Below are 26,797 nucleotides of genomic sequence, written 5' to 3'. Positions count from 1 at the left end.
CCTCAGGCCTTGCCCCGGGGTCCCCGGTCCTCCACGCCGGCGTAGACCGCCTGGCTGCCCAGCTCGTCCTCGATGCGCAGCAGCTGGTTGTACTTGGCGACCCGGTCGCTGCGGCTGAGGGAGCCGGTCTTGATCTGGCCGGCCCGGGTGGCCACGGCCAGGTCGGCGATGGTCACATCCTCGGTCTCGCCGCTGCGGTGGCTGATCACGCTGGTGTAGCCGGCCCGGGTGGCCATGTCGATGGCCTGGAGGGTTTCGGTGAGCGAGCCGATCTGGTTCACCTTGATCAGGATCGAGTTGGCGATCCCCTGCTCGATGCCCTGCTGCAGGCGGGTGGTGTTGGTCACGAACAGGTCGTCGCCCACCAGCTGCACCGTGCCCCCCAGGCGCTCGGTCAGCAGGCGCCAGCCCTCCCAGTCGTCCTCGGCCAGGCCGTCCTCGATCGAGACGATCGGGAAGCGGCTGGCCAGGGCCGCCAGCTGGTCGACCATCTCGGCGCTGGTGTAGCTGCCGCCGCCGAAGGCGTAACGGCCATCGGCGTAGAACTCGGTGCTGGCCACGTCGAGGGCCAGGGAGATCTGGTCGCCGGGCCGGTAGCCGGCCTTCTCGATCGCCTGCATCAGCAGTTCACCGGCGGCGTCATTGCCGGCCAGGTCGGGGGCGAAACCGCCCTCGTCGCCCACGGCCGTGGACAGGCCCTGGTCCTTGAGCAGCCCCTTGAGGGTGTGGAACACCTCGGCGCCCATGCGCAGGGCTTCGCGGAAGCTGCCGGCCCCATGGGGCACCAGCATGAATTCCTGGAAATCCAGGTTGTTGGAGGCGTGGGCGCCGCCGTTGATGACGTTCATCAGCGGCACCGGCAGCAGGGTGGCCATCGGGCCGCCCAGGTAGCGGTAGAGGGGCAGGCCCAGGGCCTTGGCGGCGGCGTGGGCCGTGGCCAGGCTCACGGCCAGGATGGCGTTGGCGCCGAGGGCGGATTTGTTGTCGCTGCCGTCGAGTTCGTTCATGGCCTCGTCGACGGCGCCCTGGTCGAGGGCGCTCAGGCCGCAGAGGGCCGGCGCGATGCGCTCCTCGATGTTCTCCACCGCCTTGCTGACGCCCTTGCCGAAGTAGGCCTTCTCGCCGTCCCGCAGCTCGTGGGCCTCATGGGCGCCGGTGCTGGCGCCGCTGGGCACGATGGCGCGGCCGCTGGCCCCTCCCTCCAGATACACCTCCGCTTCGACCGTGGGGGTGCCACGCGAGTCGAGCACTTCGCGGGCAACGATGGAGTCGATGACGAGGTCGAGGGAGTCGTACACAGGCGGTGTGCTGGTGGGCGAATCCTATGGGTCACCCTCCGCCCTCGCCTGTGTTCCCTGCGCCACCCTGGTCAGAATGGCCCCAGCTGGTGCACCGCCGATGCGACTCCTCCACACCATGCTCCGGGTGGGTGATCTGGAGCGCTCCCTGCGCTTCTACACCGAGGTGCTGGGCATGAAGCTGCTGCGCCGCAAGGACTACCCCGGTGGCGAGTACACCCTGGCCTTCGTCGGCTACGGCGACGAGACGGACACCACCGTGCTGGAACTCACCCACAACTGGGGCACCGAGGCCTACGAGCTCGGGACCGGTTTCGGCCATCTCGCCATCGGCGTGGATGACATCTACGCCACCTGCGCAGCGATCGCCGCCAAGGGCGGGCGGGTGGTGCGGGAGCCCGGTCCGAAGCAGCACGGCACCACCGTGCTCGCCTTCGTGGAGGATCCGGATGGCTACAAGGTGGAACTGATCCAGACGTCGTCACGGTCCGATGCGCACTGATTCCCGCCTGCGTGACGACCGGGGAGCTGGGGGCGCTGCGGCCAGCCTCACCGGCGATCCCGACCGTTTCAGCGACGCCGCCTGGGATCTGCTGATCGCCTCCCAGGAGCAGGCCCGGCGCTGGCGCCACGGCGCCATGGACGTGGAGCACCTGCTGCTCACCCTGCTGCTGAACCGGCGCTTCGCCACCTGGGTGGACCCCCTTCCCCTCGACGAGGACCGGCTGCTGGACCGGCTCGAAGCCTTCTGCGCCGAGCAGCCGGATGGCGGCGGCGGCACCCTGTACATCGGCGATGCCCTCGAGGACCTGCTGGAGGAGGCCGATCGCCGCCGCGCCGCCTGGGGATCGCGCCTGCTGGATGTGCCCCACCTGCTGCTGGCCCTGCTGGCGGAGCCCCGGATCGGGGCCTCCCTGCTGGCGGAGGAGGGCTTGAGCGAGGACCTGCTGCTGCGCCAGTGGCGACCCCTGCCAGCCGGGTCTGCCGTGCCCTCGGTCGCCCCCGCACCACCGGCGGCCCCGGTCGCGGCCCCACCGGCCCCGCCGCCGCCGGCCCCTTCGCGGGCGGCCGCGGCGCCCGCTCCCCCCGCCCCCGTGCGGCCCCCGTCGGCGCCGGAGCCCGCCATGACCCTGCAGCGGGAGGGGGAGGCCGAACCCGGCGCCCTCGACCGCTACGGCCGCGACCTCACCGCCGCCGCCCGGGCAGGCGAACTCGATCCGGTGGTGGGGCGCGACACCGAGATCCGCCGGCTGATCCAGGTGCTCTCCCGGCGCAGCAAGAACAATCCGGTGCTGATCGGTGAGCCCGGCGTCGGCAAGACGGCCGTCGCCGAATCCCTGGCCCAGCGGATCGTGGCCGGCGAGGTGCCCGATGCCCTGCGGGGCCTGCGGCTGGTGGCCCTGGACCTGGGGGCCCTGATCGCCGGGGCCAAGTTCCGCGGCCAGTTCGAAGAGCGCCTGCGCAGCGTGCTGGCCGAGGTCCGCGACAACGACGGGGTGCGCGGCAACGACGGGGAAGGCGGCCGGGCCGGCGGCGTGGTGCTGTTCATCGACGAACTGCACACCGTCGTGGGCAGCGACCGCTCCGGCGCCGATGCGGCCAGCATCCTCAAGCCGGTGCTGGCCCGCGGCGACCTGCGCTGCATCGGCGCCACCACCCCCGAGGACTACCGGCGCAGCATCGAGAAGGATCCGGCCCTGGAGCGCCGCTTCCAGCAGGTGGTGATCCGCGAACCCGATGGCCCCACCTGCCTGGAGATCCTGCGGGGGCTCAAGGAGCGCTACGAGCTCCACCATGGCGTCACCATCACCGATGGGGCCCTGGTGGCGGCCTCCCGGCTGGCCACCCGCTACATCAGCGACCGCTGTCTGCCGGACTCGGCCATCGATCTGATCGATGAGGCCGCCGCCAACCTGCGCATGGAGGCCACCTCCAAGCCCCAGGTGGTGGAGGCGGCCGAGGCGGAGCTGCGGCGGGTGGAGCTGGCGCTGCTGGCCGCCGAGGCGGCGCCCCTGGAGGAGCGCGTGCAGTTGCAGGAGCAGCGGCGCCTCGCCCACGAGCAGCTCGACCGCCTGCAGCGGCGCTGGGCGGGGGAACGGGAGCGCCTGGGGGAGCTGCGCGAGCTGCTGCAGCAGGACGAGGACCTGCGCCATGCCATCGCCGAGGCCGAGCGGGACGGGGACCTGGAGGAGGCGGCCCGGCTCCAGTACGACCAGCTGCACGGGGTGCAGCAGCGCCGGGCGGCCCTGGAGGCGGAACTGCAGAGCGATCCGATGCTGCGGGAGCAGGTGGAGGAGGGGGACATCGCCGACGTGGTGGCCCGCTCCACCGGCATCCCCATCCAGCAGCTGCTGGCCGGCGAACGCCAGAAGCTGCTGGAGCTGGAGCACCGGCTCGGCGAGCGGGTGATCGGCCAGCCCGAGGCGGTGGCGGCGGTGGCGGCGTCGATCCGCCGCTCCCGCGCCGGCATGCAGGCCCCCACCCGGCCGGTGGGGTCATTTCTGTTCCTGGGGCCCACGGGGGTGGGCAAGACGGAACTGGCCAAAGCCCTGGCCGCGGCCCTCTTCGATGAGGAGGAGGCCCTGGTGCGGCTCGACATGAGCGAATTCATGGAGCGCAACGCCGTCGCCCGCCTGGTGGGGGCCCCCCCCGGCTACGTGGGCTACGAGGAGGGCGGCCAGCTCACCGAGGCCGTGCGCCGCCGTCCCTATGCGGTGCTGCTGCTCGATGAGGTGGAGAAGGCCCATCCCGATGTTTTCAACCTGCTGCTGCAGGTGCTCGACGACGGCCGCCTCACCGATTCCCAGGGCCGCACGGTCGATTTCCGCCACACCGTGGTGATCATGACCAGCAACCTGGCCAGCCGCGCCATCCTCGAGCGGGCCCGCTCCACCCCGCCTTCGGGCGAGCCGGGGGATGCCCGGCCTGACGAGGGGGAGCAGGCCCGGGACCGGAGCCTCGATCTGGCGGTGGAGGAGGCCCTCGCACGCCAGTTCCGGCCGGAGTTCCTCAACCGCATCGACGAGGTCATCCGTTTCCGGCCCCTGGCCCGGGCCGATCTCGAGCGGATCGTGCGGCTGCAGCTGGCGGAGCTGGCCCTGCTGCTGCGGGAGCAGCATCTGGAGCTGGAGGTCGACGAGGCCGTCGTGGTGGCCCTGGCGGCCCAGGGCTACGAGCCGGAGTACGGGGCCCGGCCCCTGCGCCGGGTGCTGCGGCGTCGCATCGAGAACCCCCTGGCCACTGAGCTGCTTGAGGATCACTTCACGGCGGCCAGGGGGGTGCGGCTGGAGCCCGCCGGCCCCGGCGAGGCGGGCTTCCGCTTCGTCCCGCTCGGGGACACCGGGGAAGGACGTCCGGTAGGGTGATCGTTTGTCGATGTCTGCCGACACCAGGGCAGCCATCGGAATCCACACCGTGGAACCCATTCCCCCCGTCACCACCACCACGAGCAGTCCCGACGGGCCCCTGGCCCGGGGGAACGGCGCGTCCGAACCCGACGACGGTCCGGACGGCTTCCCCTCCGAGGAGAGGGAGCCCACCGGGTTCGTGGCGGTCACCCTCGCCGAGCTGCGCAAGGTCGTCTGGCCGAGCCGTCAGCAGCTGTTCAGCGAGTCGGTGGCGGTGATCCTGATGGTGAGCCTTTCGGCCGCGGCGATCGCCGCGATCGACCGCTTCTATCACTGGGGATCGACCCAGATCTTCCGTTGATGACCCTTCCCCTGTCTGCCGTGCCTGAGATCGAACCCGACGCCCCCGAGGTGCTGGAGCTCCCCGCCGAGGGCATCGACCCCGCTGTGGAGGGCATGGACCCCGCCGGAGAGGGCGGTGCCGAGGCGGCCGAAGCCGCCAAGCCCCAGGTGGCCCGCTGGTTCGCCGTCCAGGTGGCTTCCAGCTGCGAGAAGAAGGTCAAGGCCACCCTGGAGCAGCGGGCCGTCACCCTGGGGGTGAGCAACCGGATCCTCGAGATCGAGATCCCCCAGACCCCCGGCGTGAAGCTGAAGAAGGACGGCAGCCGCCAGTCGATCGAGGAGAAGGTGTTCCCCGGCTACGTGCTGGTGCGCATGGTTCTCGATGAGGACACGATGATGGCGGTGCGCAGCACCCCCAACGTCATCAACTTCGTGGGGCAGGAGGAGCGTCGGGCCACCGGCAAGGCCCGCGGCCACATCCGGCCCCGGCCCCTCAGCCGCCAGGAGGTCGACCGCATCTTCAAACGTGCCGCCGAGAAGAAGCCCGTCCTCAAGGTCGACCTCACCGAAGGCGATCAGATCCTCGTCACGGCCGGTCCGTTCAAGGACTTCCAGGGCGAGGTGATCGAGGTCTCCGGCGAACGCAGCAAGCTGAAGGCCCTCCTGTCGATCTTCGGCAGGGAGACCCCGGTGGAGCTCGAGTTCTCCCAGATCAGCAAACAGAGCTGATCGAGCGGCGGCCGCCTCCCTGCGGAGGGCGGCCCCGGGTGGCCCCCTCGAGGGCCGCCATCCCGCCGGGCCGGCCAACGCCCCGGCGATCCGCAAGCCTCCCGCGAGGGAGTTCCGTCCCTCACTCCCGCAAGGGAGTTTCGTCCCCCAGCCCAGCCGATGGCCAAGAAAGTCGTAGCTGTGATCAAGCTGGCCCTCCAGGCCGGCAAAGCGAACCCCGCACCACCGGTGGGCCCTGCCCTCGGTCAGCATGGGGTCAACATCATGGCGTTCTGTAAGGAGTACAACGCCCGCACCCAGGAGAAGGCCGGGTACGTGATCCCGGTGGAGATCTCGGTCTTTGAAGACCGCAGCTTCACCTTCATCACCAAGACCCCGCCCGCCTCGGTGCTGATCTCCAAGGCGGCCGGCATCGACAAGGGTGCCGCCACCTCCGCCAAGGGAGCCGTGGGTGCCATCAGCCGCGCCCAGCTCGAGGAGATCGCCAAGACCAAGCTGCCCGACCTCAACTGCAGCAGCGTCGAGTCGGCCATGCGCATCATCGAAGGCACCGCCCGCAACATGGGCGTCGCCGTCAAGGACTGACGGCCACCGGTCGTCGTTCCACCCCGTCCACCTCTCCGCTTCACCTCTCTGGGGGAGACCGATCACGGTCGTCCGCACCCCTTACCGCCATGACAAAAGTCTCCAAACGCTTCACCGCCCTCGCCGCCAAGGTCGAGGACCGCTCCTACGAACCGCTCGAGGCCCTCGAGCTGGTCAAGGACACCGCCACCGCCAAGTTCGACGAAACCATCGAAGCCCACGTGCGCCTGGGCATCGACCCCAAGTACACCGACCAGCAGCTGCGCACCACCGTGGCCCTGCCCCACGGCACCGGCCAGACCATCCGCATCGCCGTGATCGCCCGGGGCGAGAAGGTGGCCGAGGCCAAGGCCGCCGGTGCCGACCTGGCCGGCGACGATGAGCTGGTCGACCAGATCGCCGGTGGCGCGATCGACTTCGATCTGCTGATCGCCACCCCCGACATGATGCCGAAGGTGGCCAAACTCGGCCGGGTGCTCGGTCCCCGCGGCCTGATGCCGAACCCCAAGGCCGGCACCGTCACCACCGATCTGGGCGGCGCCATCAGCGAGTTCAAGGCCGGCAAGCTGGAGTTCCGGGCCGATCGGGCCGGCATCGTCCACGTGCGTTTCGGCAAGGCCAGCTTCGACACCGCCAAGCTGCTGGAGAACCTCAAGGCCCTGCAGGAAACCATCGACCGCAACAAGCCCAGCGGTGCCAAGGGCCGCTACTGGCGCAGCCTCTACGTCGCCTCCACCATGGGCCCCTCGGTGCAGGTCGACTTCTCCGCTCTCCAGGACATCAAGCAGGAGAGCTGAGCGCCCGCCGTGCCTGCCTCGTCATGGGTGCGGATCGGTGGCTGGGTGGCGGTGCCGCTCACGCTGCTGACGCTGGGGTGGGGCCTGCTTTCCAGGTCCCCGTCCTCCTCCATGGCGTCGCCGGCACCGGCTCCCCGCCGCGACGCTCCGGTCACCTTCGTCGGCGATTCGCTCACGGCCCAGGGGGACTGGCAGGCGGCCTTCCCCGATCGGGTGGTTTTCAACCAGGGCATCAGCGGTGACACCAGCTTCCAGCTGATGGCCCGCCTGCCGCAGATCCGCCGGACCGACGCCGGCACCTACCTGGTGATGGTGGGCATCAACGACATCGTCTGGGGCTACGACCCCGGCCGGATCGCCGGCCGCATCCAGTGGCTGCGGACCGGCCTCCAGATCGGCACCGGGGCCCGGGTGATCATCCAGTCCACGATTCCCTGCGCCAGTTTCCGCTGCGGTGCCGACGGGGTCCGCCGGGTGGCCGAGCTCAATGAGCTGCTCGCCCGCCAGACGCCTCCCCGGGACTTCGTCGATCTGACCCCGGTGATGGCGGATGGCGATGGCCTCAGGCGTGCCTACACGGTGGATGGCGTGCATCTCAACGCCGCCGGTTATGCCCGCTGGGTGGCACGGCTGCGGGAGCTGGGCCTGCCGTGATGTAGGTTCAAGAGCTGGATTCGTCCAGAAGGGCACGCGCCCCACCCAAGACAGCAGGTCGTCAGGGTCACCGATTCCGGTCGGTTGTTCACTGCCGTAAGTCCTGCCGAGGTTCACGCGATTGGTTTTTGCCTGTGCTGGGGTCTCCAACGGAGTCCTTCAGATCGGAGCGGAGCGATGAGCGGCCTCGAAGCCCCCCGCAAGGGATGGCTGTCCGGACCGCGTTCCCTGCTTGTTCCCCCGATCCGATCCACCTCCTATGGGCCGCACGCTGGAGAACAAGCAACAGATCGTCGAAGAGCTCAAGGGGCTCCTCGGTGAAGCCGAAATGGCGCTGGTCCTTGATTACAAGGGCCTGACCATCAAGGAGATGACTGATCTGCGGACCCGTCTGCAGGCCAGCAGCGGTGTGTGCAAGGTGACCAAAAACACCTTGATGCGCCGTGCCATCGATGGTGACAGCGCCTGGTCGGATCTCGATTCCCTGCTCACCGGCACCAACGCCTTCGTCCTGGTCAAGGGCGATGTCGGCGGTGCGGTGAAGGCCCTGCAGTCTTTCCAGAAGGACAGCAAGAAGTCGGAAGTGAAGGGAGGCCTTTTCGAAGGCAAGCTCCTTTCCCCAGACGACATCAAGGCCATCGGGGATCTGCCCTCCAAGGAGGTGCTCATGGCCCAGATCGCCGGTGCGATCAATGGCCTGGCCACCAAGCTGGCTGTGGGCATCAACGAGGTTCCGTCCGGTCTCGCCAGGGCGCTCAAGCAGCACGCCGAATCCGGCGAAGGTTGAGTTCGCAGCCGCGAACCCCTGGGCTCCACCGATCCTCCCGTTCTGTTGCTGATTCCCCCCCATGTCCGCTACAACCGACCAGATTCTCGAACAACTGAAAACCCTCTCCCTGCTTGAGGCTTCCGAGCTCGTCAAGCAGATCGAAGAGGCCTTCGGCGTGTCCGCCGCCGCTTCCGCCGGCGTCGTCATGGCCGCCGCCGCCCCCGGCGCTGCCGCTGAGGCGGTTGAGGAGCAGACCGAATTCGACGTCATCCTCGATGGCTTCGATCCGGCCGCCAAGATCAAGGTGCTCAAGGCCGTCCGCGAGGCCACCGGCCTCGGTCTGGGCGAAGCCAAGGCCCTGGTCGAAGCCGCTCCCAAGGCCGTCAAGGAAGGCATCTCCAAGGGCGATGCCGAAGCTCTCAAGAAGAGCATCGAAGAAGTGGGTGGCAAGGTCTCCATCAAGTGACCTGCCGATGCCGGGCCTGCGGGCCCGGCAACCCACCTTCGTTTCCAGCCGGCCCTTCGGGCCGGCTTTTTTCATGGTCTGTCCATCAGGGCCCATTCATAAAAAAGAGCCCCGCCGAAGGCAGGGCTCTGGAGATGGAACGATTCCGGGAGTCTGTCCTCGTTTCGACCCTGGAAGAGCGTCCTTCACTCCTCACGCAATCAGATTAAGCGGCTGGAATGGGAGGTGGCGGCTGGGAGGTCCGGAGTTTCAACTGGCCACAGCCCACAGCCCGGACCTTGCCAGGGGCTCAGAGCCCTTCGCCGCTGCTGCTGTTGCCGCCGCTGTAGGGGATCACCTGGAGGGCGACGGCCCGGCCGGAGTCGCCCAGCGCCATGGTGTCCTCCCCCTGGCCTGCGGCCGGATCGGTGGCGGACAGGGCTGGAGGTTGGGTCCGGCCGGGGCCGAGGGGGCGGCGCCAGGTGGGGGCGCCGCCGGCGTTGGCGATCAGCTGATCCAGAGGGGTGGGGCTGGCGAAGTAGAGGTGGCTCAGGGCCCGTTCCCCGTAGGTGCGCCGCTTCAGATCCCAGCCCTGCTCGAGCCTGAGGGCCACGAAGCCGTCGCGATCCCGCAGGGGGATGTCGGCCCTGCCCACCACGAGGATGGCCGAGGTGCCTGGGGAAATGGCCTGGAGCTCCAGGCGGGATCCCACCTGCTGCACCCGCAGCCGGTAGGCGGTGCCCATGTCCTGCTCGGCGACCCGCAGGGAATAGCCGTTGCTGTCGAGGTAGCGGTTGCAGATGCCGGTGTAGTCGAACCGGTTCAGGGTGGGATCCACCAGGCCGTCCGGGCGGGCCTGCCAGCAGGCGGGCTGGGGGGTCAGCTGTTCCAGCACCAGCAGGGTCCAGTCGTTGTCGCCCACCGGGCGGGCCAGCACCGCGAAGCGTTCGGCGTCGACGTCGGTGCTCTGGAAGAGGCCGGCGGCCATGGCCAGCCGGGGCTGGACCATCGGCAGGCTGGCTCCGGCCAGGGCCAGGCCCGCCAGGGCCAGGTAGGTTCGCTGCATGGGAACACCTCCAGGGCCCGGGCGTTCTCCGGGAGAGAGGGTTCCATTCAAGCGATCCTGTCAAGACGTCTCCATGGGTGATCGACCGGTGCGGGTAGTGGCTGCCGCCTGTGACGGGGCCTGCAGCGGCAACCCGGGTCCGGGGGGCTGGGGCGCCCTGCTGCGCTTCGAAGACGGCTCCCGTCGGGAGCTGGGGGGGGCGGACGCGGCCACCACCAACAACCGGATGGAGCTCACCGCCGCCCTGGCGGTGCTGGAGGCCCTGCGGGAGCTGCCGCGCCATCCCGATCTGGTGCTGCGCACCGACAGCCGTTATCTGATCGACGGTTTCGAGAAGTGGATGACCGGCTGGAAGCGCAAGGGATGGCGCACCGCCTCCGGCGGGGCCGTGCTCAACCGTGATCTCTGGGAGCGGCTGGATGCCGCCAGGCTGCCGGGGCTGGCCCTGCGCCACGTGCGCGGCCACAGCGGGGACCCGGACAACGACCGCTGCGATGCGATCGCGGTGGCCTTCTCCCGCGGCCAGTCCCCGGCCCTGGCGATCGAAACCCAGGAGGTGGCCGATCCCCCAGCGGTGGCCGACCCCCTCGATCCGGCCCCGCCGTCGCTCCAGCAGTTGCTCTCCCGCCTGGAGCTGGCCGACCGGCTGGCGGCTGGCGGCTACAGCCTGAGGGCCGTGGAGCTCGCCAGGCTGCTCGAGGTGCCCACGGCCCGTCTTGAGGGGAAAGTGGAGCCCTGGCTCTGGCGCGACTGGCTCGTGCGACCCCTGGGCAACGGGTGCTGGCGTCTGGAGCGCGGCGCGGGAGGATTGGACACGCCGCAGTGAGAGGAGACAGGCATGCCGCAGGAGCCATCGACCAGCGGCGGCCAGGTGGGGACCGGCGCCCTCTATGCCCGGTTCGTCGAGCCCCTGCTGCGCCGTGATGACGGTGCCGATGCCGAGCAGCTGAGCCGCCTCACCCTCCTGGCCCTGGGCCAGGCGTCCCTGCGCCGCCGCTGGCCCCTGGTGAGCGGCAGCCTGGAGGGCCTCGGGGCGGAGCTGCAGCGGCGGGACCCCCGGCTGGAGCAGACCCTGTTCGGTTGTCGCTTCACCAATCCGGTGGGGCTGGCGGCGGGCTTCGACAAGAACGGGGTGGCGGCCGCCATCTGGCACCGGTTCGGCTTCGGTTTCGCCGAACTGGGCACCATCACCTGGCAGCCCCAGCAGGGCAATCCCCGGCCCCGGCTGTTCCGGCTGGCCGAGGAACGGGCGGCGCTCAACCGCATGGGCTTCAACAACGACGGGGCCAGGGGCGTGCGCCGGACCCTGGAACGCCAGCTCCTGCCACCCCCCGGGCAACGGCCTGCGGTGCTCGGCATCAACCTCGGCAAATCGAAGGCGGTGTCGCTGGAGATGGCCCCGGACGATTACGCCGCCTCCCTGGAGCTCCTGGCCCCCCTGGCGGACTACGCCGTCGTCAACGTCAGCTCGCCCAACACCCCGGGGCTGCGGGACCTGCAGGAGGAGGCCCAGCTCCGGCGGCTGGTGGAGCGGCTGCGGCGCCTGCCGGCCTGTCCGCCCCTGCTGGTCAAGATCGCCCCCGATCTGGAGGACGACGCCATCGACACCATCGCCCGGCTGGCCTACGAGGAGGGGCTCGCTGGTGTGATCGCCGTGAACACCTCGGTGCACCGCCTCGGACTGGACGGACGCCGGCTGGTGGCCACGGGCCGCACCCTGGCCGAGGAAGTCGGAGGGCTGAGCGGCCGGCCCCTGCGGCGGCGGGCGGTCGAGGTGCTGCGGCGGTTGCGGGCGACCGCCGGTCCCGCTCTGCCGCTGATCGGTGTGGGGGGCATCGATTCGGCGGAGGCCGCCTGGGAGCGGATCAGCGCCGGAGCGTCCCTGATCCAGATCTATACGGGTTGGATCTACGAAGGTCCCGCACTTGTGCCCTCGATTCTGGAGGGATTGTCCCGCCAGCTCGACGGCCATGGATGCCGGACGCTTTCGGAAGTTGTAGGTTCGGGGATGCCTTGGCGCCCGTGATTCGGTAACTTTCGCAAGCACCGGATCGGAGCCTTGGTTTTTTCTGGCCTGATCGGCTTGAAGGATGATCTGGAAGATCGTCTGAGGCCCGTCCGCGCTCAGCTCTTCCCACGCCAGTTGCTGCTGGAGCTTCAGGACGATTCCCTGAAGGGCCAGGTGCTCAGGGGATCGGGTCCGGAGGCCGTGAGCATCGATCTGCCCCTGCCGCCCCTCACCTGCCTGGATGGCCAGCCCCTGGAGAAGGAGCCCCTCGGTGACCTGATCGGCGATCTTCTGGTGCGTGACGGCCTGCTCGATGCCGTCGTTCTGGCGTCCCTTCCCGAGGGGGCGGCGCAATGGCGGGTCATCGACTGGCCCTTCGAAGCCATCCCCGACGACCCCATTCAGGCCCTGCGGACCATCGACCCGCCCCTGAATCTCGCGGTTCCCCTGTCGGAGGCCACGATCGATCTGCGGCCCCTGGCAGGATCCACCCCCCGGCTGCTGATGGCGGTGGCTCCCCGAAAGCTGGTGGACGACTGGATCGATGTCTTCAACCTGGCGGGTGTGCAGCTCGAGCGGCTGGCTCCGGCCCAGTCCTGTCGTCTGGCGGCGGTCAGCTCCCTGCTGGAGGCGGCTCCGGCGGATGAACTGACCGTGCTGATTCATCCGCTGCCGGCCGGCGCCCAGCTGCTGCTGCTGCATCGGACCGAGCCGGTCTTCGACTGGCCGCTCCCCCAGGACGACGAGGCCATGGTGAGGGAGGTGAACCGCTGCGTGACCTTCTACCGTCGGCGGGATCCCTCCATCCATCGGCTCCGGCTGTTGCTCAGCGCGCCTCTCCCCAGCCAGGACAGCCTGCAGGACGCCCTGGGCGTGAGGGCCGAGATCCTCACCCCTGAGCCCTTCGGGTCCCTGGTACTCCAGGGGCTGGCGATGGCGGAGTCGGTCCGATGAGCCCACCGATCCTCGATCTGCTTCGGGAGAGGCGCAAGGAGCTTGGCCAGGAGAGCATGGTCTCGGCCCTGCAGGATCGACGCCCCCTGCTGCTGCGCGGTGCCCTGATCGGGGCGATTGTCCTGGGCGGGTCCGTCCTGGCCACCGCCCTGGTGTTCCTCCGCTTCCAGTACGTCCGGATGCAGACCGCCCAGCTCACCCGGTTCGAAGCCGAGTCCACCCAGATGCAGGCGGAGATGGCGGCCAGCCGGGCCAAGCTCGAGCAGCTCGCGGCCACCAACCGCAACCTGACCGAGGGCCTCACCACCCTGCGCACCTCGTCGGCCCTCCTGGCCGACCTGCAGCTGCGCACCCCCGAGGGCATCCAGATCCAGAGCGCCGAGGCCGAAGGCACCAACCTGGTGCTCAAGGGACAGGCCCTCGATCCCCTCGCCTTCGCCCGCATCAATGCCCTGCAGCTGGAACTGTCCCGTTCCCCGCTGCTGAACCACAAGGGTGTCGCGCTCGTCAAGCTGGAGCGGGTTCCGCCCAGCGAAGCGCCGACCGGCCAGGCCGGAACCGCCGCCGCCACTCCCACTCCCACCCCCGCGACGGTCCGCTTCGAACTGTCGGGCCCGTTTGCGACCCTTCCCCCCGCCCGCCAGCTGAGCGTCATGCGCCAGCTGGGCTCGGAGGGCATGGTGCGCCGGCTGCAACTTCTCCAGGCGGAGGGCCTCATCCCATGACCAACCTTCAGCAGGGCTCCAAGCGCCTCCCGGTCGCCAGCCTGCGACTGATCTGGCTGCTGCTGCCTGCGGGCGTGTTGGGCGGGCTCGGGCTGCTGGTGATCCTGGCGGGCCTGGTGCCCCTCTGGGCCGGCCTGCAGCGGGACAGCCAGCGCCTCCAGGAGCTGGAGCAGCTGCGGGACCAGGTGACGCTGATGCGTGGGCAGCTGGTGGCCACCCAGGAGAGCACCGAGGCCGCCATGGCCAGCAAGGCCAAGATCGAGCGGCTGATCACGGGCAACGGCGACCTGTCCACCTTCCTGGCGATGCTCGACCGCGAGGCCGCCGCTTCGGGCGTGGAGCTGACCCTGTTCGAACCCACCCAGGCCGCCCCCGCCGCCGGCACCCCGCCCGGGGCCGCCCCTGCGGCCCCCGCCGCTCCACCCGCCGGGGCGGCTCCGCCCGCTGGGGGTGCTGCACCGGCTCCGGGTGCCGCCCCGGCTGACCCCCTGGCTCTGCAGGGGCTCACCCTGCGCACCCTGCTGGTTTCGGCCAAGGGGACCTTCCCAGCCCAGCTGTCCTTTCTGCGGCGGCTGGAGGCCCTCAACGTGCTGGTGGTCCAGAGCGACCTCAGCCTCACGATCCCCGAAACGGAGCCCTCCGATCTGAACCGGCCCAGGGTCATCGCCAACCCTCCGGTGCTGATGAAGCTCACCCTGGGTCTGTACAGCCGCACCCCGGCCCCTGTCGCCGCCCCTGCCGCAGCGGCCCCCGCGGGGGCAGCCCCGGCCCCGGCGGCGGCACCCACGCCAGCCCCGGCGCCCGCGGCCGCTCCGGCGCCCGCACCGCCGGCAGCACCGACCCCAGCTCCCCCCGCCCCTTCCAACTGACCATGCCGATGCAACGGGATCCGGCAACTGGCCGTTTCGTCCGATCGCCGATACCATTCGTCGGATTCGGAGATCAGTGGAACGTGGCAAAACGTCAGTGGCGGCACGTTCTTTTCGCGTCTCTCGGCTTGGTGGCCTTCCAGGGATCGGGTGTCTCCGCCGCCTTCGCCGCGGTCGCCCCTGCGCCCGCGGGTGGTGCCTCCGGCGCCCGGTTTTCGGAGATCGCCCAGGCCAGCGGCGCCCTCGACATCAAGCTCAGGCGGCTGCCTGATTCCGTTGAGGTGGTGATCGAGGGCACCGGCCCATCGCCGATGCTCCAGCAGACCACCCAGGGGGCCGTCTGGCTGGGCCGCCTGCAGACCGCCCAGCCGATGACCCTGCGCCGCGGCCCGGTGCAGCTCTCCCTTCCAGAGGCGGGGCTGCAGAGCATCAGCTTCGAGGGTTCGGGCAACGTCTTCGAACTCAAGGTCTCCCCCACCCCCGGATTCCCGGTGGGCCGGCCCGTGGTGAGCGGCGACGGCCGCAGCCTGATCCTCACCTTCAACGCTCCGGCGCAGACCACCCTCCAGACCCTCACCCCCAACGTCACCACCCCGGGACGGGTGCCCCAGCCCGGCTTCGTCCCACCCCTGCAGCCGCGCGCGGTGGCCCCGCCGCTGGGGGACATGGCCGTGGGGACCATGACCATCAGCAATCCCAGCTACGTCAGCGTCAGTGGCCCGCCGGTCACCATGACCCTCCGCAACGCCCCGGCGAAGGATGTGCTGATGGCCCTCAGCCAGCTGGGCGGCTATGGGTTCGTTTATGTCGCCGACCCCGCCGCTGCAGCCACCGGTGGAACGGCCGCCGCAGCGGCGGCTTCTCCTGACCAGCGACCCATATCGATCTCCTTCCGTCGGGAGAACTACGGCCGGGCGATCAACTCGGCGCTTCTGGCGGCGGGCCTGCAGGGCAAGCGCGACGGCAACACGATTTTCGCCGGCCCCAACGTGCTGGCCAAGAGCTTCGGTTCCCAGCTCTCCAAGGTGTATCGGCTGAACCAGGTGCCCGCCAACTCGGCCGCCGACTACCTGGCCAACCTGGGCGCGCAGGTCACCAAGACCAACACGATCACCACGGCGGTGTCCGAGGGCGTCGCCGCCACGGCTGCGCCCACCGGTAGCCCCACGGCTGCCACCACCACATCCAGCACCACCACCACGGTGGAATCCTTCGGGGCCACCAATGGCCCCCTGATCGGCCTGCGGGCCACCACCGACACGCGCCTCGGCACCATCACCCTGGTGGGCGCCCCGCGGCTGGTGGCCATCGCCGAGCAGTACCTCAAGCAGCTCGATCTGCGCCAGCGGCAGGTGGCCCTGTCGGTGAAGATCCTGGATGTGAACCTCCAGAACGACACCGAGCTCTACAACAGCTTCGCCTTCCGCTGGGGCAACAATTTCATCGTCAACGACAACGGCACCCTGGCGGCCAATTTCGGCGGCGTTCTGGGTGGATCCTCCCTTCAGAGGGGCCTGGGTGAACCCCTGCTTCCGGGGCGACCGCTTTCTGGCTTTGTGGGGCAGACCAACCCAGGTGCCGCCGTCGGAGCGACAGGTCAGCCGCTGTACCCCAACAACAACTTCTTCGATTTCTTCCAGGCCCGCATCCTTGCTGATAACTCCAAGGTGCTGGCCAGCCCCACCCTCATTCTCCAGGAAGATCCTTCCATCCTGCGGGAAGACTCCTCAGGTGGAGGAGGCGGAGCAGCAGGCGGAGGCGAAGGTTCCAGCATTTTCTCCTCCGCATTCGATGACATCGATGCCCCCATCGGTCGCCGGAGGGGTAACGAAGGCGTGGTCCGGGTCGGAGTCAACGTCCCAACGGAAGTTTCCACCACCATCACGGGAACGGCCGGAGCCGTCACCTGTTCCATTGATCAGCTTTCCACCGCAGGTCTTGTGCTGGGGGCACGGGTTCAGAAGATCGATGACAACGGCTTCGTCACCTTCTCGCTCTCCCCAAGCATTTCTGCGGTGGAGAGAGAAATCGAGGCCGGTGGCTGCCCACCCATCAGCATCCTCCGGGTGCGTCGCCTGGATACGGGTGTGGTTCGCGTCCGCGATGGCCAGACCCTTATCCTCACTGGGGTGATCTCCGATTTCGATCGGGCCCTGGTGTCGAAATGGCCCATCCTGGGAGACATTCCCATCATCGGCCAGTTCTTCCGCGCCTCGAACAACCAGCGTGAGAAGAGGGAGCTCGTGATCATGGTGACGCCGAGGATCATCAATGACACCGAGGGCGGCACCTACGGCTACGGCTATCAGCCCTCCACCCCGGCCTCCCGCGCTTTCCTGGGAGGAGAGCCCCAGCCGGTCATGACCCCCTGATCGGGGACACGCCCTGATTCAGAAGGCCAGCGGCAGCAGGAACTTCATCGCCAGAGGGGCCACGGCCGAGGCGAACGAGGCGGCTCCGGAGAGCATCTGGCCGCCCATGCCGCTGCCCTGGTTGGCCTTCTTGCCGGGCTTCAGCAGGGCGGTGGCCACCTCGGTGAGCTGCTTCGCCTGGGCCTCCTCGCCGGCCTGGCCGTAGAGAACGGCGGCGTAGTTCAGGTCGGCTGCCGCCAGTTCGGTCTTGCCCTGTTCGGTTCGGCTGAGGCCCCGGGCCACCCAGCTGATCGCCGCGTCCGGCTGCAGCCGGATCGCCTCGGAGAACAGCTGCTCCGCCTGGGGATGGCGCCCCTCCACGGCGGCGGTGACCCCGGCGTTGTGCAGCTCCGGGTAGCTCAGCACCGTGGGGGCCACGCCCCGGGCGTCCTGCCAGTGACTGCGGGCCAGTCCGCCGGGGTCGATCTGGGCGCCGCTGAGGTCGCTCTGGCGCAGGTCGGTGCCCTCCAGATTCGCCCCGCGCAGATCGGCACCCCGCAGGGACGCCCCCTGGAGGCTGGTGAAGCGCAGGTCGGCCCCCTTGAGGTTGGCCCCATCCAGCCGGGCCTGGCCCAGGTTGGCGCGCTGCAGCTTGGCGCCCCGCAGGTCGGCGTCGCGCAGGTCGGCGTGCACCAGGTCGGCGTCCTGCAGCTTGCAGCGGGGGCAGTTGCGCTGACCCAGCAACCGCATCAGATCGGCGTCGCTTCCCGCCCGTGCCGGGCCGGCCAGCAGCAGGGCCAGCAGCGCCGGGCCTGTGAACAGCAGCCCCGTCACGGCGATGCGGGCGAACCCTTGGGGACGTGTCATGGTCGCCTGTTCAGGGGTGGTCCCGTTGTACCGCCTCCGCCGGCCTGTTGCCGGTCCGCAGGGAACGGCGCAGCACCCGTCCCAGACGATGGGCCGTTCGTCGTCCCGCCCGGCTGGGGGCGGCGGCGAAGCGCTGCTGCTGGTAGTTGGCCACAAAGGCCTCCAGGGGATCGGCCAGGGACGGCCAGCGCTGGCTCAGGCGCCGGGCGAAGCCGCCCAGGGTTTCCCCCGCCGCCGGTGCCATCCCCTGCCGGGCGAAGGCCCGCAGGGTCCGCTCCAGCTCCAGGCGCAGGGGATCGCCGCGGTGGCGGCGGCCCAGCCAGCCCAGGCCCCCCAGGCCGGCGGCCAGGCTGACGGCCACCGCCAGCAGCACCACCACCCCCAGCAGGTGCCGCTGTTCGCCCAGCAGCCGGGCCACCAGGGCCTGCTGCTGCTCGCCGTCGTACCCGAGCCACCAGCGGGCCCAGGCGATGTCGAGGCCCCACCACTGCTGCTGGATCCAGTCCAGCGGGCCGCCGCCGGCCCGGATCCCGGCGCCCGCCGCCCCTGGGCGCGCCAGGGGGTCCCCCGCCGCCCAGGCGGTGGGATCGACGCGCCGCCAGCCCTCCCCGGCCAGCCACACCTCACTCCAGGCGTGGGCGTCGGCCTGGCGCAGGTCCACGTAGCCGGTGCCGCCCACCGGCTGGACCCACTGGCCACCGCGGTAGCCGCTCACCACCCGCGCCGGCACCCCCGCCGCCCGCATCAGGGTGGTGAAGGCGCTGGCGTAGTGGCCGCAGAAGCCCAGACGGCTCTCGAACAGGAAGTGGTCGAGGGGGGCCTGGCGGGGCAGGGCCCCGGGCTCGAGGGTGTAGCGGAAGGGCTGGCTGCGGAACCAGCCGCTGGCGGCATCCAGCCGCTCCCGGTCGCTGCCGAGGCGCCGCCAGCCGGCGGCCAGGGCCTCCAGCCGCGGGTTCTCGCCCAGCGGCAGCAGCAGGTCGACGGGGCCGGGGGGGGCGGTGCGCCAGCCAGGCTGATCCGCCGTCCGGGTCAGGGCGTAGACGCGTCGCTGGCTGCCCGGGGCCCGGTTCAGCAGTTCGCCGCTGCGCTGCAGGTTCAGGTCGGCGGACAGGGGCCGGCCGGAGCCGCTCCAAGGCACCGCCGCCAGGCCGCTGGGTTCGATCAGCCAGAGCTGGATCCCCTCCCCCGGGGCGGCGGGGGGCGGCGGCGGCGGGGTGGCCTGGCCGACCGCCGGTCGGGCGAAGGTGGGCGCGGCGCTGCGCCAGCTGCGGCCATCGAAGCGTTCATGCACCAGCACCCGCCAGTAGCGCTGCTCCAGGGGCGGGGGCTCGCCGCCGAGGGGGAAGGCGACGCGGGCGGCGGCCTGGCGGCTGACGGCCAGCCGGGCGATGGAGCCCGGCTCCATGCTGTCGCTCAGGCCGGTCATCGCCCCCATGCCCTGGCCCGCACCGAAGTTGGTGAAAGGCATCAGGCGGGGCAGCAGCAGGAACAGCACCAGGGCGATGGGCAGGGCCGCCAGCAGCACCTGCAGGCTGCGGCGCAGCAGCGCCTTCCAGTCGGGACCGGCCCCCAGTTCCAGGGCCAGCAGCCCGGCCAGGGCCATCAGGATGGCCAGGCCCTGCAGCAGGCTCGGGGCCAGTTCGGGGCGCAGGGCCGCCAGCAGGCCGGCGCAGACCAGCTGCAGCAGGGCCACCACCCGCCGTTCCTCGAGGCTGCGGGCCTCACGCAGCTTCAGGGCCGTCAGCACCGCCAGGCCGAAGGCCAGCAGGCTCAGGGACAGGGCCGGCGACAGGCCCAGCAGCCCCAGGGCCAGCAACCCCATGGTGAGCCACTGCAGGGGGGCGGCGGCGCGGCTCATCGGCAGCAGGCCAGGGCCGTCAGGCACTGGTCCCGGTGGAGGACCCCCCGTCCGGGCGCCACGCTCTGGCCGTTCAGCTCCAGGCCGTAGCTGAGGCCCCGGCCGTGCCAGCTCCAGATGCGTTCACTCAGGTGTTCGAGGGCCGCCTCCAGGGGCACCCCGGGTTCCGGGGCCAGCAGGGGGGCCGCTTCGGGACGGTCCAGGAAGCGCTTGGCGTACTCGCCCCGGCCCTGGGCCAGCAGCTTCCAGGCCAGGCGGCTGGGGCTGTCCTGGGGGCGATGGGGGGCCAGGTCGCGCCAGTCGTCGCTGCCGTCCTGGTGGCTGGCCAGGGCCGGCTCGCCGACCACCGGTGCCGAGCCGGCGGCCAGCAGCCGCACCGGTCCGGCCCGACGGGCCGGGTAGATCAGCTGGGCCGTCTGCGGATGCCAGCGCGACCAACAGCAGAACAGCCCCAGGGGCGCCGTCGTCTGGATCCGCAGCAGCCCGGGCCGTTGCCAGCCCCGGCCCGGCGGGGTCCAGGCCACGGCCAGCTCATGCTCCCCCGCCGCCAGCGACAGGGCCGGACCCGGGGCCTCCCCCCCCAGCCGCAGGCGCACCCCCTCGCTGCGGCCCGGGCAGCGCAGCCGGACGGGATAGGGGACCGGCTCGCCGGCGAAGCCCGGCGCCGGTGCGCCGCAGGCCAGCTCCACGCCCTGGAGGTTGAAGTGGGTGAGGTGCAGGGTGAGCAGGAACAGGCTCAGCATCAGGAAGCTGAGCAGCAGGGTGCCGTTGCTCTGCATCTGGACCCCCACCACCTGAAGCAGCACGGTGCCCGCCAGCCAGAGCCAGCCGAACCGCGTCGGCAGGATGTAGAGGTTGCGCATCCGCAGGCGCACCCGTTCGCCCTGCTGGGGCCTACCGAAGTCCATCGACGCCTTCCTGCAGCCGCTGGCTCAGCTCCCCTTCGCCGCCGCCGCGCTGGCCGCCGTCCATGCGGTGCTCGCAGACGGCCGCCAGCACCGCCTGGACGTCGTCCGGGATCACATGGTCGCGGCCCTCCAGCAGCGACCAGGCCCGGGCGGCGGCCAGCAGCGCCAGGCCGGCCCGGGGCGAGAGGGGATGGGCCTGGGACGGCTGGCGGCGGCTGCGCTCCAGCAGGTCGAGCACGTAGTCCAGCAGGGCGGTGCTGCAGTGCTGCCGGTCGCAGCGGTCCTGCAGGGCCAGCAGATCCTCCGGGCCGAAGGCGCCGCTGAGGCCGTCGGGCCGCAGGCCCTCACCCTGCAGCAGGGCCCGCTCGGCCTGGCGGGGGGGGTAGCCGAGGCTGAGGCGCATCAGGAACCGGTCGAGCTGGGATTCCGGCAGGGCCGAGGTGCCCCCCTGGTCGAGGCCGTTCTGGGTGGCGATCACCAGAAAGGGCCGGGGCAGGGGATGGCTGGTGCCGTCCACGCTCACCCGACCGGCGGCCATCGCCTCCAGCAGGGCGCTCTGGGTGCGGGGGCTGGCCCGGTTGATCTCATCGGCCAGCAGCACCTGGCTGAACAGGGGACCGGGCTGGAAGCGGAAGCTGGCGGCGGCGGGGTCGAACACGTTCAGGCCCGTGAGATCCGCCGGCAGCAGGTCACTGGTGAAGCTCACCCGTTTGAAGCCGAGCCCGAAGCTGCGGGCCAGGGCCTCCGCCAGGGTGGTCTTGCCCATGCCGGGCAGGTCCTCGATCAGCAGGTGGCCGCGGGCCAGCAGGCAGGCCAGGGCCAGCCGCACCTGATGCTCCTTGCCCAGCAGCACCTCGCCGATCGCGCTGATGACCGGCTGGAGGGGGGAAGAGGGCACGGGGGAATGCGGTGCACCGATGGCCCACCCATTGCAGCAGCCCGGCCAGGCTTCCGTGTTACAACCGCCTTAATGTTCGCTGGAGCCGGTGCCAGCCCTCCACCCGGCGATGGGGACGCCTGAACCGCCGGATCCCCATGGCGGCAACCTCCAGGCGGCCGCCCGACGGCTCGGCTGTCGCCCGGAGCAGCTGCTCGATGCCAGCGCTTCCCTGGTGCCCTTCGGGCCGCCGCCCCGGCTGCGGCGCCTGCTGATCCGGGCCCTCAGCAGCGATCTGCGGGACTATCCCGACCGGGACTACACGGCCCTGTGCGAGGCCATCGCCGCCTGGCACGGCCTGGATCCGGCCCGGGTCCTGCCCGGCAACGGGGCCGCCGAGCTGTTCACCTGGGCGGCCCGGGATGGGGCGGCCGCCGGCCTGAGCCTGCTGCCGGCGCCGGGGTTCGCCGACTACCGCCGCGCCCTGGACTGCTGGGGCGGCGCCTGGCGCCAGCTGCCGCTGCCGCTCGACTGGTCCGGGGCCGGACCGGGCCCCTGGCCCCTGGCCGAGGCCGCCACCAACGCCGCCGGGTCCGGCGCGGCCGTGCTCTGGCTCACCAATCCCCACAATCCCACCGGCCAGCTCTGGAGCCGGCGGTCGCTGGAGCCCCTGCTGGAGCGCTTCGCCCTGGTGGTCGTGGACGAGGCCTTCCTGCCGCTGGTGCCCGGCGGCGAGGAGCAGTCCCTGGTGCCGCTGCTGGCGGACCACCCGCGGCTGGTGGTGATCCGCAGCCTCACCAAGCTGTTTTCGATCGCCGGGCTGCGGCTCGGCTACGCCCTGGGCGACCCCGGGCGGCTGGCCCGCTGGGCCCGCTGGCGCGATCCCTGGCCCGTCAACGGGCTGGCGGCGGCGGCGGGCCGGTTCCTGCTGGCCGATCAGGCCGGCCTGCGGCGCTGGCAGGGGCGGGTGCAGCGCTGGGTGGCCGGGGAGGGGGCCTGGCTGGCGGCCCGCCTGGCGGCGGTGCCGGGCCTGGAGCCCCTGCCTTCGGCCGCCAACTACCTGCTGGTGCGCAGCCGCCCGCCGGCCGCCTCGCTCCAGCCGCTGCGGCTGGAGCTGGAGCGCCGCCACCGGATCCTGGTGCGCGACTGCCGCTCCTTCGAAGGACTGGGGGAGGACTGGCTGAGGATCGCCGTCCAGGACAGGGCCGGCAACCGGCGCCTGCTGGCGGCCCTGGAGCAGATCAGCCGCGGCCGATGAGCTGCTCCAGCACCTGCACCAGCCGGCGGTCGGCGTCCCGCACCGCCAGGGTTCCCATGCCGTCGCCCATGGCCACCAGGGGGTCGGCGGCGGCGGCGCTGCCCCGCAGGCGGGGCCCCAGCAGCCGCCAGACGGCCCGCTCCAGGGCGGGCTCCCCGGGGTCGTGCTGCCAGACGATCACCGCGGCACCCACGGCGGCGGCGGCGGCGGCGTTGGCGTCCTGATGGTGGTCGGCGGCCTGGGGGAAGGGCACCAGGATCGCCGGGGTGCCGCAGACCGCCAGTTCGCTGAGGCTGCCGGCGCCGGCGCGGCTGATGGCCAGGTCACAGTGCTGCAGCAGGCCCGGCAGCTCATCGCTGAAGGCCCGCTCGACCACCCCGTCGAGGCGCAGCTGGCCGGCGTCCGGATCCTGGCTGCCGGTGAGGTGGACGACGCGGCAGCCGCTGGCCGCCAGCAGGGGCAGCAGGGGTCGCACCATGCGGTTGAGGCGCAGGGCGCCCTGGCTGCCGCCCATCACCAGCAGCAGGGGGCCGGCGCCCAGGGGCACCCACGCCGGCAGGTCCGCGGGGGTGAGGAACGACCGCCGCACCGGCGTGCCGCACACCAGGGGACGGCAGCGGGGCAGCCGTTCGACCGCCTGGGGCAGGCCCACCGCCACGCGCGTGCACAGGGGCCCCAGCAGCCGCGTCACCCGGCCCGGGACGGCATTGCTCTCATGCAGCACCACCGGCACCCCGCACCAGCGGGCGGCGAGGATCGCCGGCGCGGCGATGTACCCGCCGCTGCTGAACACCGCGCTCACCCCCTCGCGCCGGATCAGGCGCCGCACCGGCATCACGGCCAGCAGCAGCTGGAGCAGGTTCCAGAGCTTGCGCAGTCCTTTCCCCTGCAGCCCGCCGGCCCGCACCGTGTGCAGGGGGTAGCGGCTGGGCACCAGCTCGGTCTCCAGCCGGTCCGGCACCCCCAGCCAGTGCACCTGCCAGTCGTCCGGCAGGGCCTCGGCCACCGCCAGGGCCGGGAACAGGTGGCCACCCGTGCCGCTGGCGGCGATCAGCAGGGTCGGCATGGGCGGGTGGGACGAGCGCGCCTAACTTAAAAGCCGACTCCGGTCCGCCCACCGCCGCCCCGGATCCCTCCCCCTCCATGGCTCCGCCCTGCCCGCTGAACGCCCCCAAGCCCCCGGTCCGGACGCCGCAGCTGCTCGGGGCCTGCCTGGCCGGCCTGGCGGTGGTGGCCAGCGTTGGCGTGGCCCCCGCCCTGGCGGCACCGCCTTCGGCGGCCCAGCTGCAGGCCCTGGAGAGCGCCCTCAACAGCAGCTCCGAATCGGCCCTGGCCGGCCTGCTGCAGGCCGGTCCCGGTCTGGATCCCGCCCAGCTGGAGAACCGTCGCCGCCTGCTGCGCCAGCAGTTCCCCGATGCCCGCTGGCAGCTGAGCTCCGGCACCCAGCTCCGGGATGGTCAGCCCACGGTCACCCTGCGCGTGGAGGGCACCCGGCGCCAGGGCGGCACCACCTACCGGCTGGAGGCGGAGCAGCTGCTTGCCCTGCAGAGCGACGGCACCCGCATCAACGGCCAGACGGTGCTGCGGGAGCGGTCCCTGCTGCGCAGCGGTGACAAGCCCGTGCCGGTGAGCCTGCTGATCCCCGATGCCGTGCTGACCGGCCAGCGTTACGACGTCGACGTGATCTTCGACGAACCCCTCGACGGTGCCCTGGCCGCGGGCGGCATCACGGCCATCACCCCCCAGCAGCAGGCGTCGATGGCCAGCCCCAGCATGGAGCTGGGCGCCCTCGGCGGTGGTGGCCTGTTCAAGATCGTCCAGGCCCCCCTGTCCCCCGGTTCCCAGACCTGGGCGGTGCTGCTGGTCCATCCCGACGGCATCGTCAGTGCCACCAAGCGGGTGCGGGTCGTTGCCGACCGCAAATCGCTCGAGCCCTGAGCCATGGGCCGACCGCATCGGATCTGGGTGGTGGATGACGATCCGGAGCTGCGCCAGCTGCTGGCCACCTATCTGGGCGAGCAGGGCTACGAGGTCCGCTGCATGGGGGATGGCGCCCAGCTGATGGCCCGGCTCGAGGGCCAGCGCCCCGATCTGCTGGTGCTCGACCTGATGCTCCCCGGCGACGACGGCCTCACCCTGCTGCGGCGCCTGCGGGATGGGGCCGACGACCTGCCGGTGCTGATGCTCACCGCCCGGGCCGATGCGGTGGATCGCATCATCGGCCTGGAACAGGGGGCCGACGACTACCTGGCCAAGCCCTTCCTGCCCCGGGAGCTGACCGCCCGCATCGAGGCCGTGCTGCGTCGCCGAGGCACCCTGCCCGGTGGATTGCCCCAGCCCGACGGGGCCCGGATCGCCTTCGCCGACCTGGAGGTGGACCTGGCGGCCCGCACCCTGGAGCGCGACGGGGAGGCGCTGACGATCACCGGCGGCGAATTCGCCCTGCTGGCGGCCTTCGTGCAGCACCCCCACCGGCCCCTGTCGCGGGAGCGGCTGATCGAGCTGGCCCGGGGCCCGGGCAGCGACACCGACAGCCGCAGCATGGACGTGCAGGTGTCACGGCTGCGGCGGCTGATCGAACCGGAGCCGGCCCGGCCCCGCTACGTGCAGACGGTCTGGGGCTACGGCTACGTGTTCGTCCCCGATGGCAAGCCCCGTCAGTCCTGAGCGGGCCTGGCGGCCGTCGCTGAGGCGCACCCTGGGGTATCTGCTGGCGGGCACCGGTGCCGCCGCCTTCTGCCTGCTGCTGCTGCAGCTGCTGCTGGGTCGCCGGCTGGCCCAGCAGCAGCTCGTCCAGACCGGCTCGGAGGTGGCCGCGAACGTGGTGCTGGGGGAGGTGGCCCTGGAGCGCTTCAGCCCCGAGGTGCTCGGCCAGATCAGCGGCATGCAGCTGGTGGTGGGCCAGCAGCCGGAGCCTGGGGCCAGGCCCCGCCTCAGGGGGGACCGGCGGCTGCGCTGGCAGACCCTGCGGCTGCAGACGGAGCTCTGCCACCGCCTGGCGCGCTGTCCGGCGGTGCGGCCGGCTTCCTCGCCGCGGCGGGGGGTATGGGTGGAGATGGCCTCCCCCCTGGAGCCGGTGTGGCTGTTCGTCTCCCTGCCCTCCCCCCGAGGCTGGCCGCCCGATCCCCTGCTGCTGACCCTGTCCGTCGGTCTGGGGGCCCTCGGGGCGGTGCTGCTCTATCTCACCCTGGAGATCCAGCGGCCCCTGACCCGCCTGCAGGAGGCCCTGGCCGACGTGGGCCTCGAGGCCCTGCCCAGGGCCCTGCCGGACCAGGGGGCCCCGGCGGTGCGCCAGCTGATGGCCCGCTTCAACGCCATGCTGCTGCGGCTGGAGGACGCCGGCCGGGAGCGCACCACGATGCTGGCCGGCATCGCCCACGACCTGCGCAGCCCCCTCACCCGGCTGCGCCTGCGCCTTGCTCTCGCCGCCGAGGGGCCGATGGCGCCGCAGGAGCTGGAGCGGGCCCAGGCCGACATCCGCTCGATCGAGCGGATCACCCGCCAGTTCATGATCTTCGCCGGCGCCGAAGCTGACGAGACACCGGTGCTCGTGCCCCTCGATGCCCTGGTGGCCGAGGCGGCGGCGGCGGTCGGAGACGTGCCCCTGGAGCTGGATCTGGAACCGCTGGTGCGGCGGGTACGCCCGACCGCCGTGGCACGGGCGGTGGGCAACCTGCTCGACAACGCCCTCACCTACGGCCGGCCGCCCCTGCGGGTGGTGCTGCGGCCCCTGGGGCCGGGGGAGGGTCGGCCCCACGAGGAGGCTGCGGCGGTGGAGAGCGGTTTCGAGATCCAGGTCTGGGACTGCGGCGAGGGCATCGACCCGCAGCAGTGGAGCAAGGCCATGACCCCTTTCCAGCGGCTCGACCGGGCCCGCGGCGGCGAGGGGCACTGCGGCCTCGGCCTGGCCATCGCCGCCAAGGTGGCCCGCGACCATGGCGGCGACCTGCGCCGGCTGGAGGCCACCGCGACCGCCGAGGCGCTGCCGGGGCGCTTCGCCGTGGCGCTGCGGGCCTGGCCCCTGGCCGGGGGGTGAGGGGGCTTCAGTTGCATCCGGTCACATCTCGCCGGTGGCCAGTCTGATCGCCGT

General features: G+C 71.6%; 26 protein-coding genes. 19 read left to right on the top strand and 7 right to left on the bottom strand.

The window, feature by feature from the left end; all coding sequences use genetic code 11:
* Nucleotides 1-2: 2 nt before the first annotated feature.
* A complete protein-coding gene (gene eno, locus KUG39_RS01890) occupies nucleotides 3-1,298 on the bottom strand; it encodes a phosphopyruvate hydratase (protein ID WP_216912354.1) in 1,296 nt (431 codons plus the stop codon).
* A gap of 100 nt (nucleotides 1,299-1,398) precedes the next feature.
* Between eno and gloA the strand changes: the two genes are divergently transcribed.
* The 9 genes from gloA (at nucleotide 1,399) to rplL (ending at nucleotide 8,987) form a co-directional block, all read left to right on the top strand.
* Nucleotides 1,399-1,800 carry a lactoylglutathione lyase gene (gloA, locus tag KUG39_RS01885; RefSeq protein WP_094585726.1) on the top strand — a complete coding sequence of 134 codons (402 nt, stop codon included), beginning with the start codon at nucleotides 1,399-1,401 and terminating at the stop codon, nucleotides 1,798-1,800.
* Nucleotides 1,790-4,663, top strand: a complete 2,874-nt coding sequence (locus KUG39_RS01880) for an ATP-dependent Clp protease ATP-binding subunit (RefSeq protein ID WP_216912352.1) — start codon at nucleotides 1,790-1,792, stop codon at nucleotides 4,661-4,663. Before gloA ends, KUG39_RS01880 begins: the two co-directional genes overlap by 11 nt.
* A gap of 10 nt (nucleotides 4,664-4,673) precedes the next feature.
* Nucleotides 4,674-5,006 carry a preprotein translocase subunit SecE gene (secE, locus tag KUG39_RS01875; RefSeq protein WP_094587448.1) on the top strand — a complete coding sequence of 111 codons (333 nt, stop codon included), beginning with the start codon at nucleotides 4,674-4,676 and terminating at the stop codon, nucleotides 5,004-5,006.
* Nucleotides 5,006-5,716: a transcription termination/antitermination protein NusG gene (gene nusG, locus KUG39_RS01870; RefSeq protein WP_094587447.1), complete on the top strand. Its 711-nt coding sequence runs from the start codon at nucleotides 5,006-5,008 to the stop codon at nucleotides 5,714-5,716. Before secE ends, nusG begins: the two co-directional genes overlap by 1 nt.
* A 159-nt stretch (nucleotides 5,717-5,875) precedes the next feature.
* A complete protein-coding gene (gene rplK / locus KUG39_RS01865) occupies nucleotides 5,876-6,301 on the top strand; it encodes a 50S ribosomal protein L11 (protein ID WP_094587446.1) in 426 nt (141 codons plus the stop codon).
* Between the two features lie 89 nt (nucleotides 6,302-6,390).
* The gene (gene rplA / locus KUG39_RS01860) at nucleotides 6,391-7,098 is read left to right on the top strand and encodes a 50S ribosomal protein L1 (protein ID WP_094587445.1); all 708 of its coding nucleotides are present in this window, start codon (nucleotides 6,391-6,393) and stop codon (nucleotides 7,096-7,098) included.
* A 9-nt stretch (nucleotides 7,099-7,107) separates the two neighbouring features.
* On the top strand, nucleotides 7,108-7,752 hold the full coding sequence (locus KUG39_RS01855; RefSeq protein WP_216912345.1) for a GDSL-type esterase/lipase family protein: 645 nt from the start codon (nucleotides 7,108-7,110) through the stop codon (nucleotides 7,750-7,752).
* Nucleotides 7,753-8,011: 259 nt separating this feature from the next.
* Nucleotides 8,012-8,539, top strand: coding sequence for a 50S ribosomal protein L10 (gene rplJ / locus KUG39_RS01850; protein WP_094587443.1), 528 nt, complete (start codon nucleotides 8,012-8,014; stop codon nucleotides 8,537-8,539).
* A 61-nt stretch (nucleotides 8,540-8,600) separates the two neighbouring features.
* Complete coding sequence (gene rplL / locus KUG39_RS01845) at nucleotides 8,601-8,987, top strand: 50S ribosomal protein L7/L12 (protein ID WP_094587442.1); 387 nt, start codon at nucleotides 8,601-8,603, stop codon at nucleotides 8,985-8,987.
* A 289-nt stretch (nucleotides 8,988-9,276) separates the two neighbouring features.
* Here rplL and KUG39_RS01840 read toward each other — a convergent pair whose 3' ends face one another.
* On the bottom strand, nucleotides 9,277-10,032 hold the full coding sequence (locus KUG39_RS01840) for a DUF3747 domain-containing protein (protein WP_190610355.1): 756 nt from the start codon (nucleotides 10,030-10,032) through the stop codon (nucleotides 9,277-9,279).
* 73 nt (nucleotides 10,033-10,105) lie between these two features.
* Here KUG39_RS01840 and KUG39_RS01835 point away from each other — a divergent pair, with 73 nt between their 5' ends.
* From KUG39_RS01835 to KUG39_RS01810, 6 genes are all read left to right on the top strand, one after another.
* Nucleotides 10,106-10,858: a ribonuclease H family protein gene (locus KUG39_RS01835; protein WP_094587440.1), complete on the top strand. Its 753-nt coding sequence runs from the start codon at nucleotides 10,106-10,108 to the stop codon at nucleotides 10,856-10,858.
* Between the two features lie 12 nt (nucleotides 10,859-10,870).
* Nucleotides 10,871-12,058 (top strand): quinone-dependent dihydroorotate dehydrogenase, encoded by a 1,188-nt coding sequence (locus KUG39_RS01830; RefSeq protein ID WP_216912343.1) that lies wholly within the window; start codon nucleotides 10,871-10,873, stop codon nucleotides 12,056-12,058.
* Nucleotides 12,059-12,175: 117 nt separating this feature from the next.
* Nucleotides 12,176-12,994, top strand: coding sequence for a type IV pilus biogenesis protein PilM (locus KUG39_RS01825; protein ID WP_158219584.1), 819 nt, complete (start codon nucleotides 12,176-12,178; stop codon nucleotides 12,992-12,994).
* Entirely contained in the window at nucleotides 12,991-13,719 is a 729-nt protein-coding gene (locus KUG39_RS01820; protein ID WP_216912341.1) for a PilN domain-containing protein, read from the top strand. Before KUG39_RS01825 ends, KUG39_RS01820 begins: the two co-directional genes overlap by 4 nt.
* A complete protein-coding gene (locus KUG39_RS01815; RefSeq protein ID WP_216918186.1) occupies nucleotides 13,716-14,588 on the top strand; it encodes a hypothetical protein in 873 nt (290 codons plus the stop codon). Before KUG39_RS01820 ends, KUG39_RS01815 begins: the two co-directional genes overlap by 4 nt.
* A gap of 131 nt (nucleotides 14,589-14,719) precedes the next feature.
* Nucleotides 14,720-16,960, top strand: coding sequence for a type II secretion system protein GspD (locus KUG39_RS01810; RefSeq protein ID WP_353617342.1), 2,241 nt, complete (start codon nucleotides 14,720-14,722; stop codon nucleotides 16,958-16,960).
* A gap of 18 nt (nucleotides 16,961-16,978) precedes the next feature.
* Here KUG39_RS01810 and KUG39_RS01805 read toward each other — a convergent pair whose 3' ends face one another.
* The 4 genes from KUG39_RS01805 to KUG39_RS01790 are packed head-to-tail and all read right to left on the bottom strand — an operon-like array spanning nucleotide 16,979 to nucleotide 21,470.
* On the bottom strand, nucleotides 16,979-17,806 hold the full coding sequence (locus tag KUG39_RS01805; protein ID WP_216913770.1) for a pentapeptide repeat-containing protein: 828 nt from the start codon (nucleotides 17,804-17,806) through the stop codon (nucleotides 16,979-16,981).
* A gap of 10 nt (nucleotides 17,807-17,816) precedes the next feature.
* Complete coding sequence (locus KUG39_RS01800; protein ID WP_216918184.1) at nucleotides 17,817-19,691, bottom strand: transglutaminase TgpA family protein; 1,875 nt, start codon at nucleotides 19,689-19,691, stop codon at nucleotides 17,817-17,819.
* Nucleotides 19,661-20,572, bottom strand: a complete 912-nt coding sequence (locus KUG39_RS01795; RefSeq protein ID WP_216913774.1) for a DUF58 domain-containing protein — start codon at nucleotides 20,570-20,572, stop codon at nucleotides 19,661-19,663. Before KUG39_RS01795 ends, KUG39_RS01800 begins: the two co-directional genes overlap by 31 nt.
* Nucleotides 20,559-21,470: an AAA family ATPase gene (locus tag KUG39_RS01790; RefSeq protein ID WP_094587455.1), complete on the bottom strand. Its 912-nt coding sequence runs from the start codon at nucleotides 21,468-21,470 to the stop codon at nucleotides 20,559-20,561. The genes KUG39_RS01795 and KUG39_RS01790 overlap by 14 nt, the downstream gene beginning before the upstream one ends.
* A gap of 109 nt (nucleotides 21,471-21,579) precedes the next feature.
* Here KUG39_RS01790 and KUG39_RS01785 point away from each other — a divergent pair, with 109 nt between their 5' ends.
* Complete coding sequence (locus tag KUG39_RS01785) at nucleotides 21,580-22,707, top strand: pyridoxal phosphate-dependent aminotransferase (RefSeq protein ID WP_216913776.1); 1,128 nt, start codon at nucleotides 21,580-21,582, stop codon at nucleotides 22,705-22,707.
* On the opposite strand, the gene KUG39_RS01780 is transcribed toward KUG39_RS01785, so the two are convergent.
* Nucleotides 22,691-23,773 (bottom strand): UDP-N-acetylglucosamine--N-acetylmuramyl-(pentapeptide) pyrophosphoryl-undecaprenol N-acetylglucosamine transferase, encoded by a 1,083-nt coding sequence (locus KUG39_RS01780; protein WP_216913778.1) that lies wholly within the window; start codon nucleotides 23,771-23,773, stop codon nucleotides 22,691-22,693. The genes KUG39_RS01785 and KUG39_RS01780 overlap by 17 nt on opposite strands.
* A 77-nt stretch (nucleotides 23,774-23,850) precedes the next feature.
* Between KUG39_RS01780 and KUG39_RS01775 the strand changes: the two genes are divergently transcribed.
* The 3 genes from KUG39_RS01775 to KUG39_RS01765 are packed head-to-tail and all read left to right on the top strand — an operon-like array spanning nucleotide 23,851 to nucleotide 26,743.
* Entirely contained in the window at nucleotides 23,851-24,645 is a 795-nt protein-coding gene (locus KUG39_RS01775) for a DUF8623 domain-containing protein (protein WP_216913780.1), read from the top strand.
* Nucleotides 24,646-24,648: 3 nt separating this feature from the next.
* Nucleotides 24,649-25,374: a response regulator gene (locus tag KUG39_RS01770; protein ID WP_216913781.1), complete on the top strand. Its 726-nt coding sequence runs from the start codon at nucleotides 24,649-24,651 to the stop codon at nucleotides 25,372-25,374.
* On the top strand, nucleotides 25,352-26,743 hold the full coding sequence (locus tag KUG39_RS01765; RefSeq protein WP_216913782.1) for a sensor histidine kinase: 1,392 nt from the start codon (nucleotides 25,352-25,354) through the stop codon (nucleotides 26,741-26,743). Before KUG39_RS01770 ends, KUG39_RS01765 begins: the two co-directional genes overlap by 23 nt.
* Nucleotides 26,744-26,797: the final 54 nt, after the last annotated feature.

It is taken from the genome of Synechococcus sp. CCAP 1479/10, from assembly GCF_019038515.1.
GTDB lineage: Bacteria > Cyanobacteriota > Cyanobacteriia > PCC-6307 > Cyanobiaceae > Cyanobium.
The sequence above is the reverse complement of the archived record's forward strand: the minus strand, read 5'-3'. Positions and strand labels throughout refer to the sequence as shown.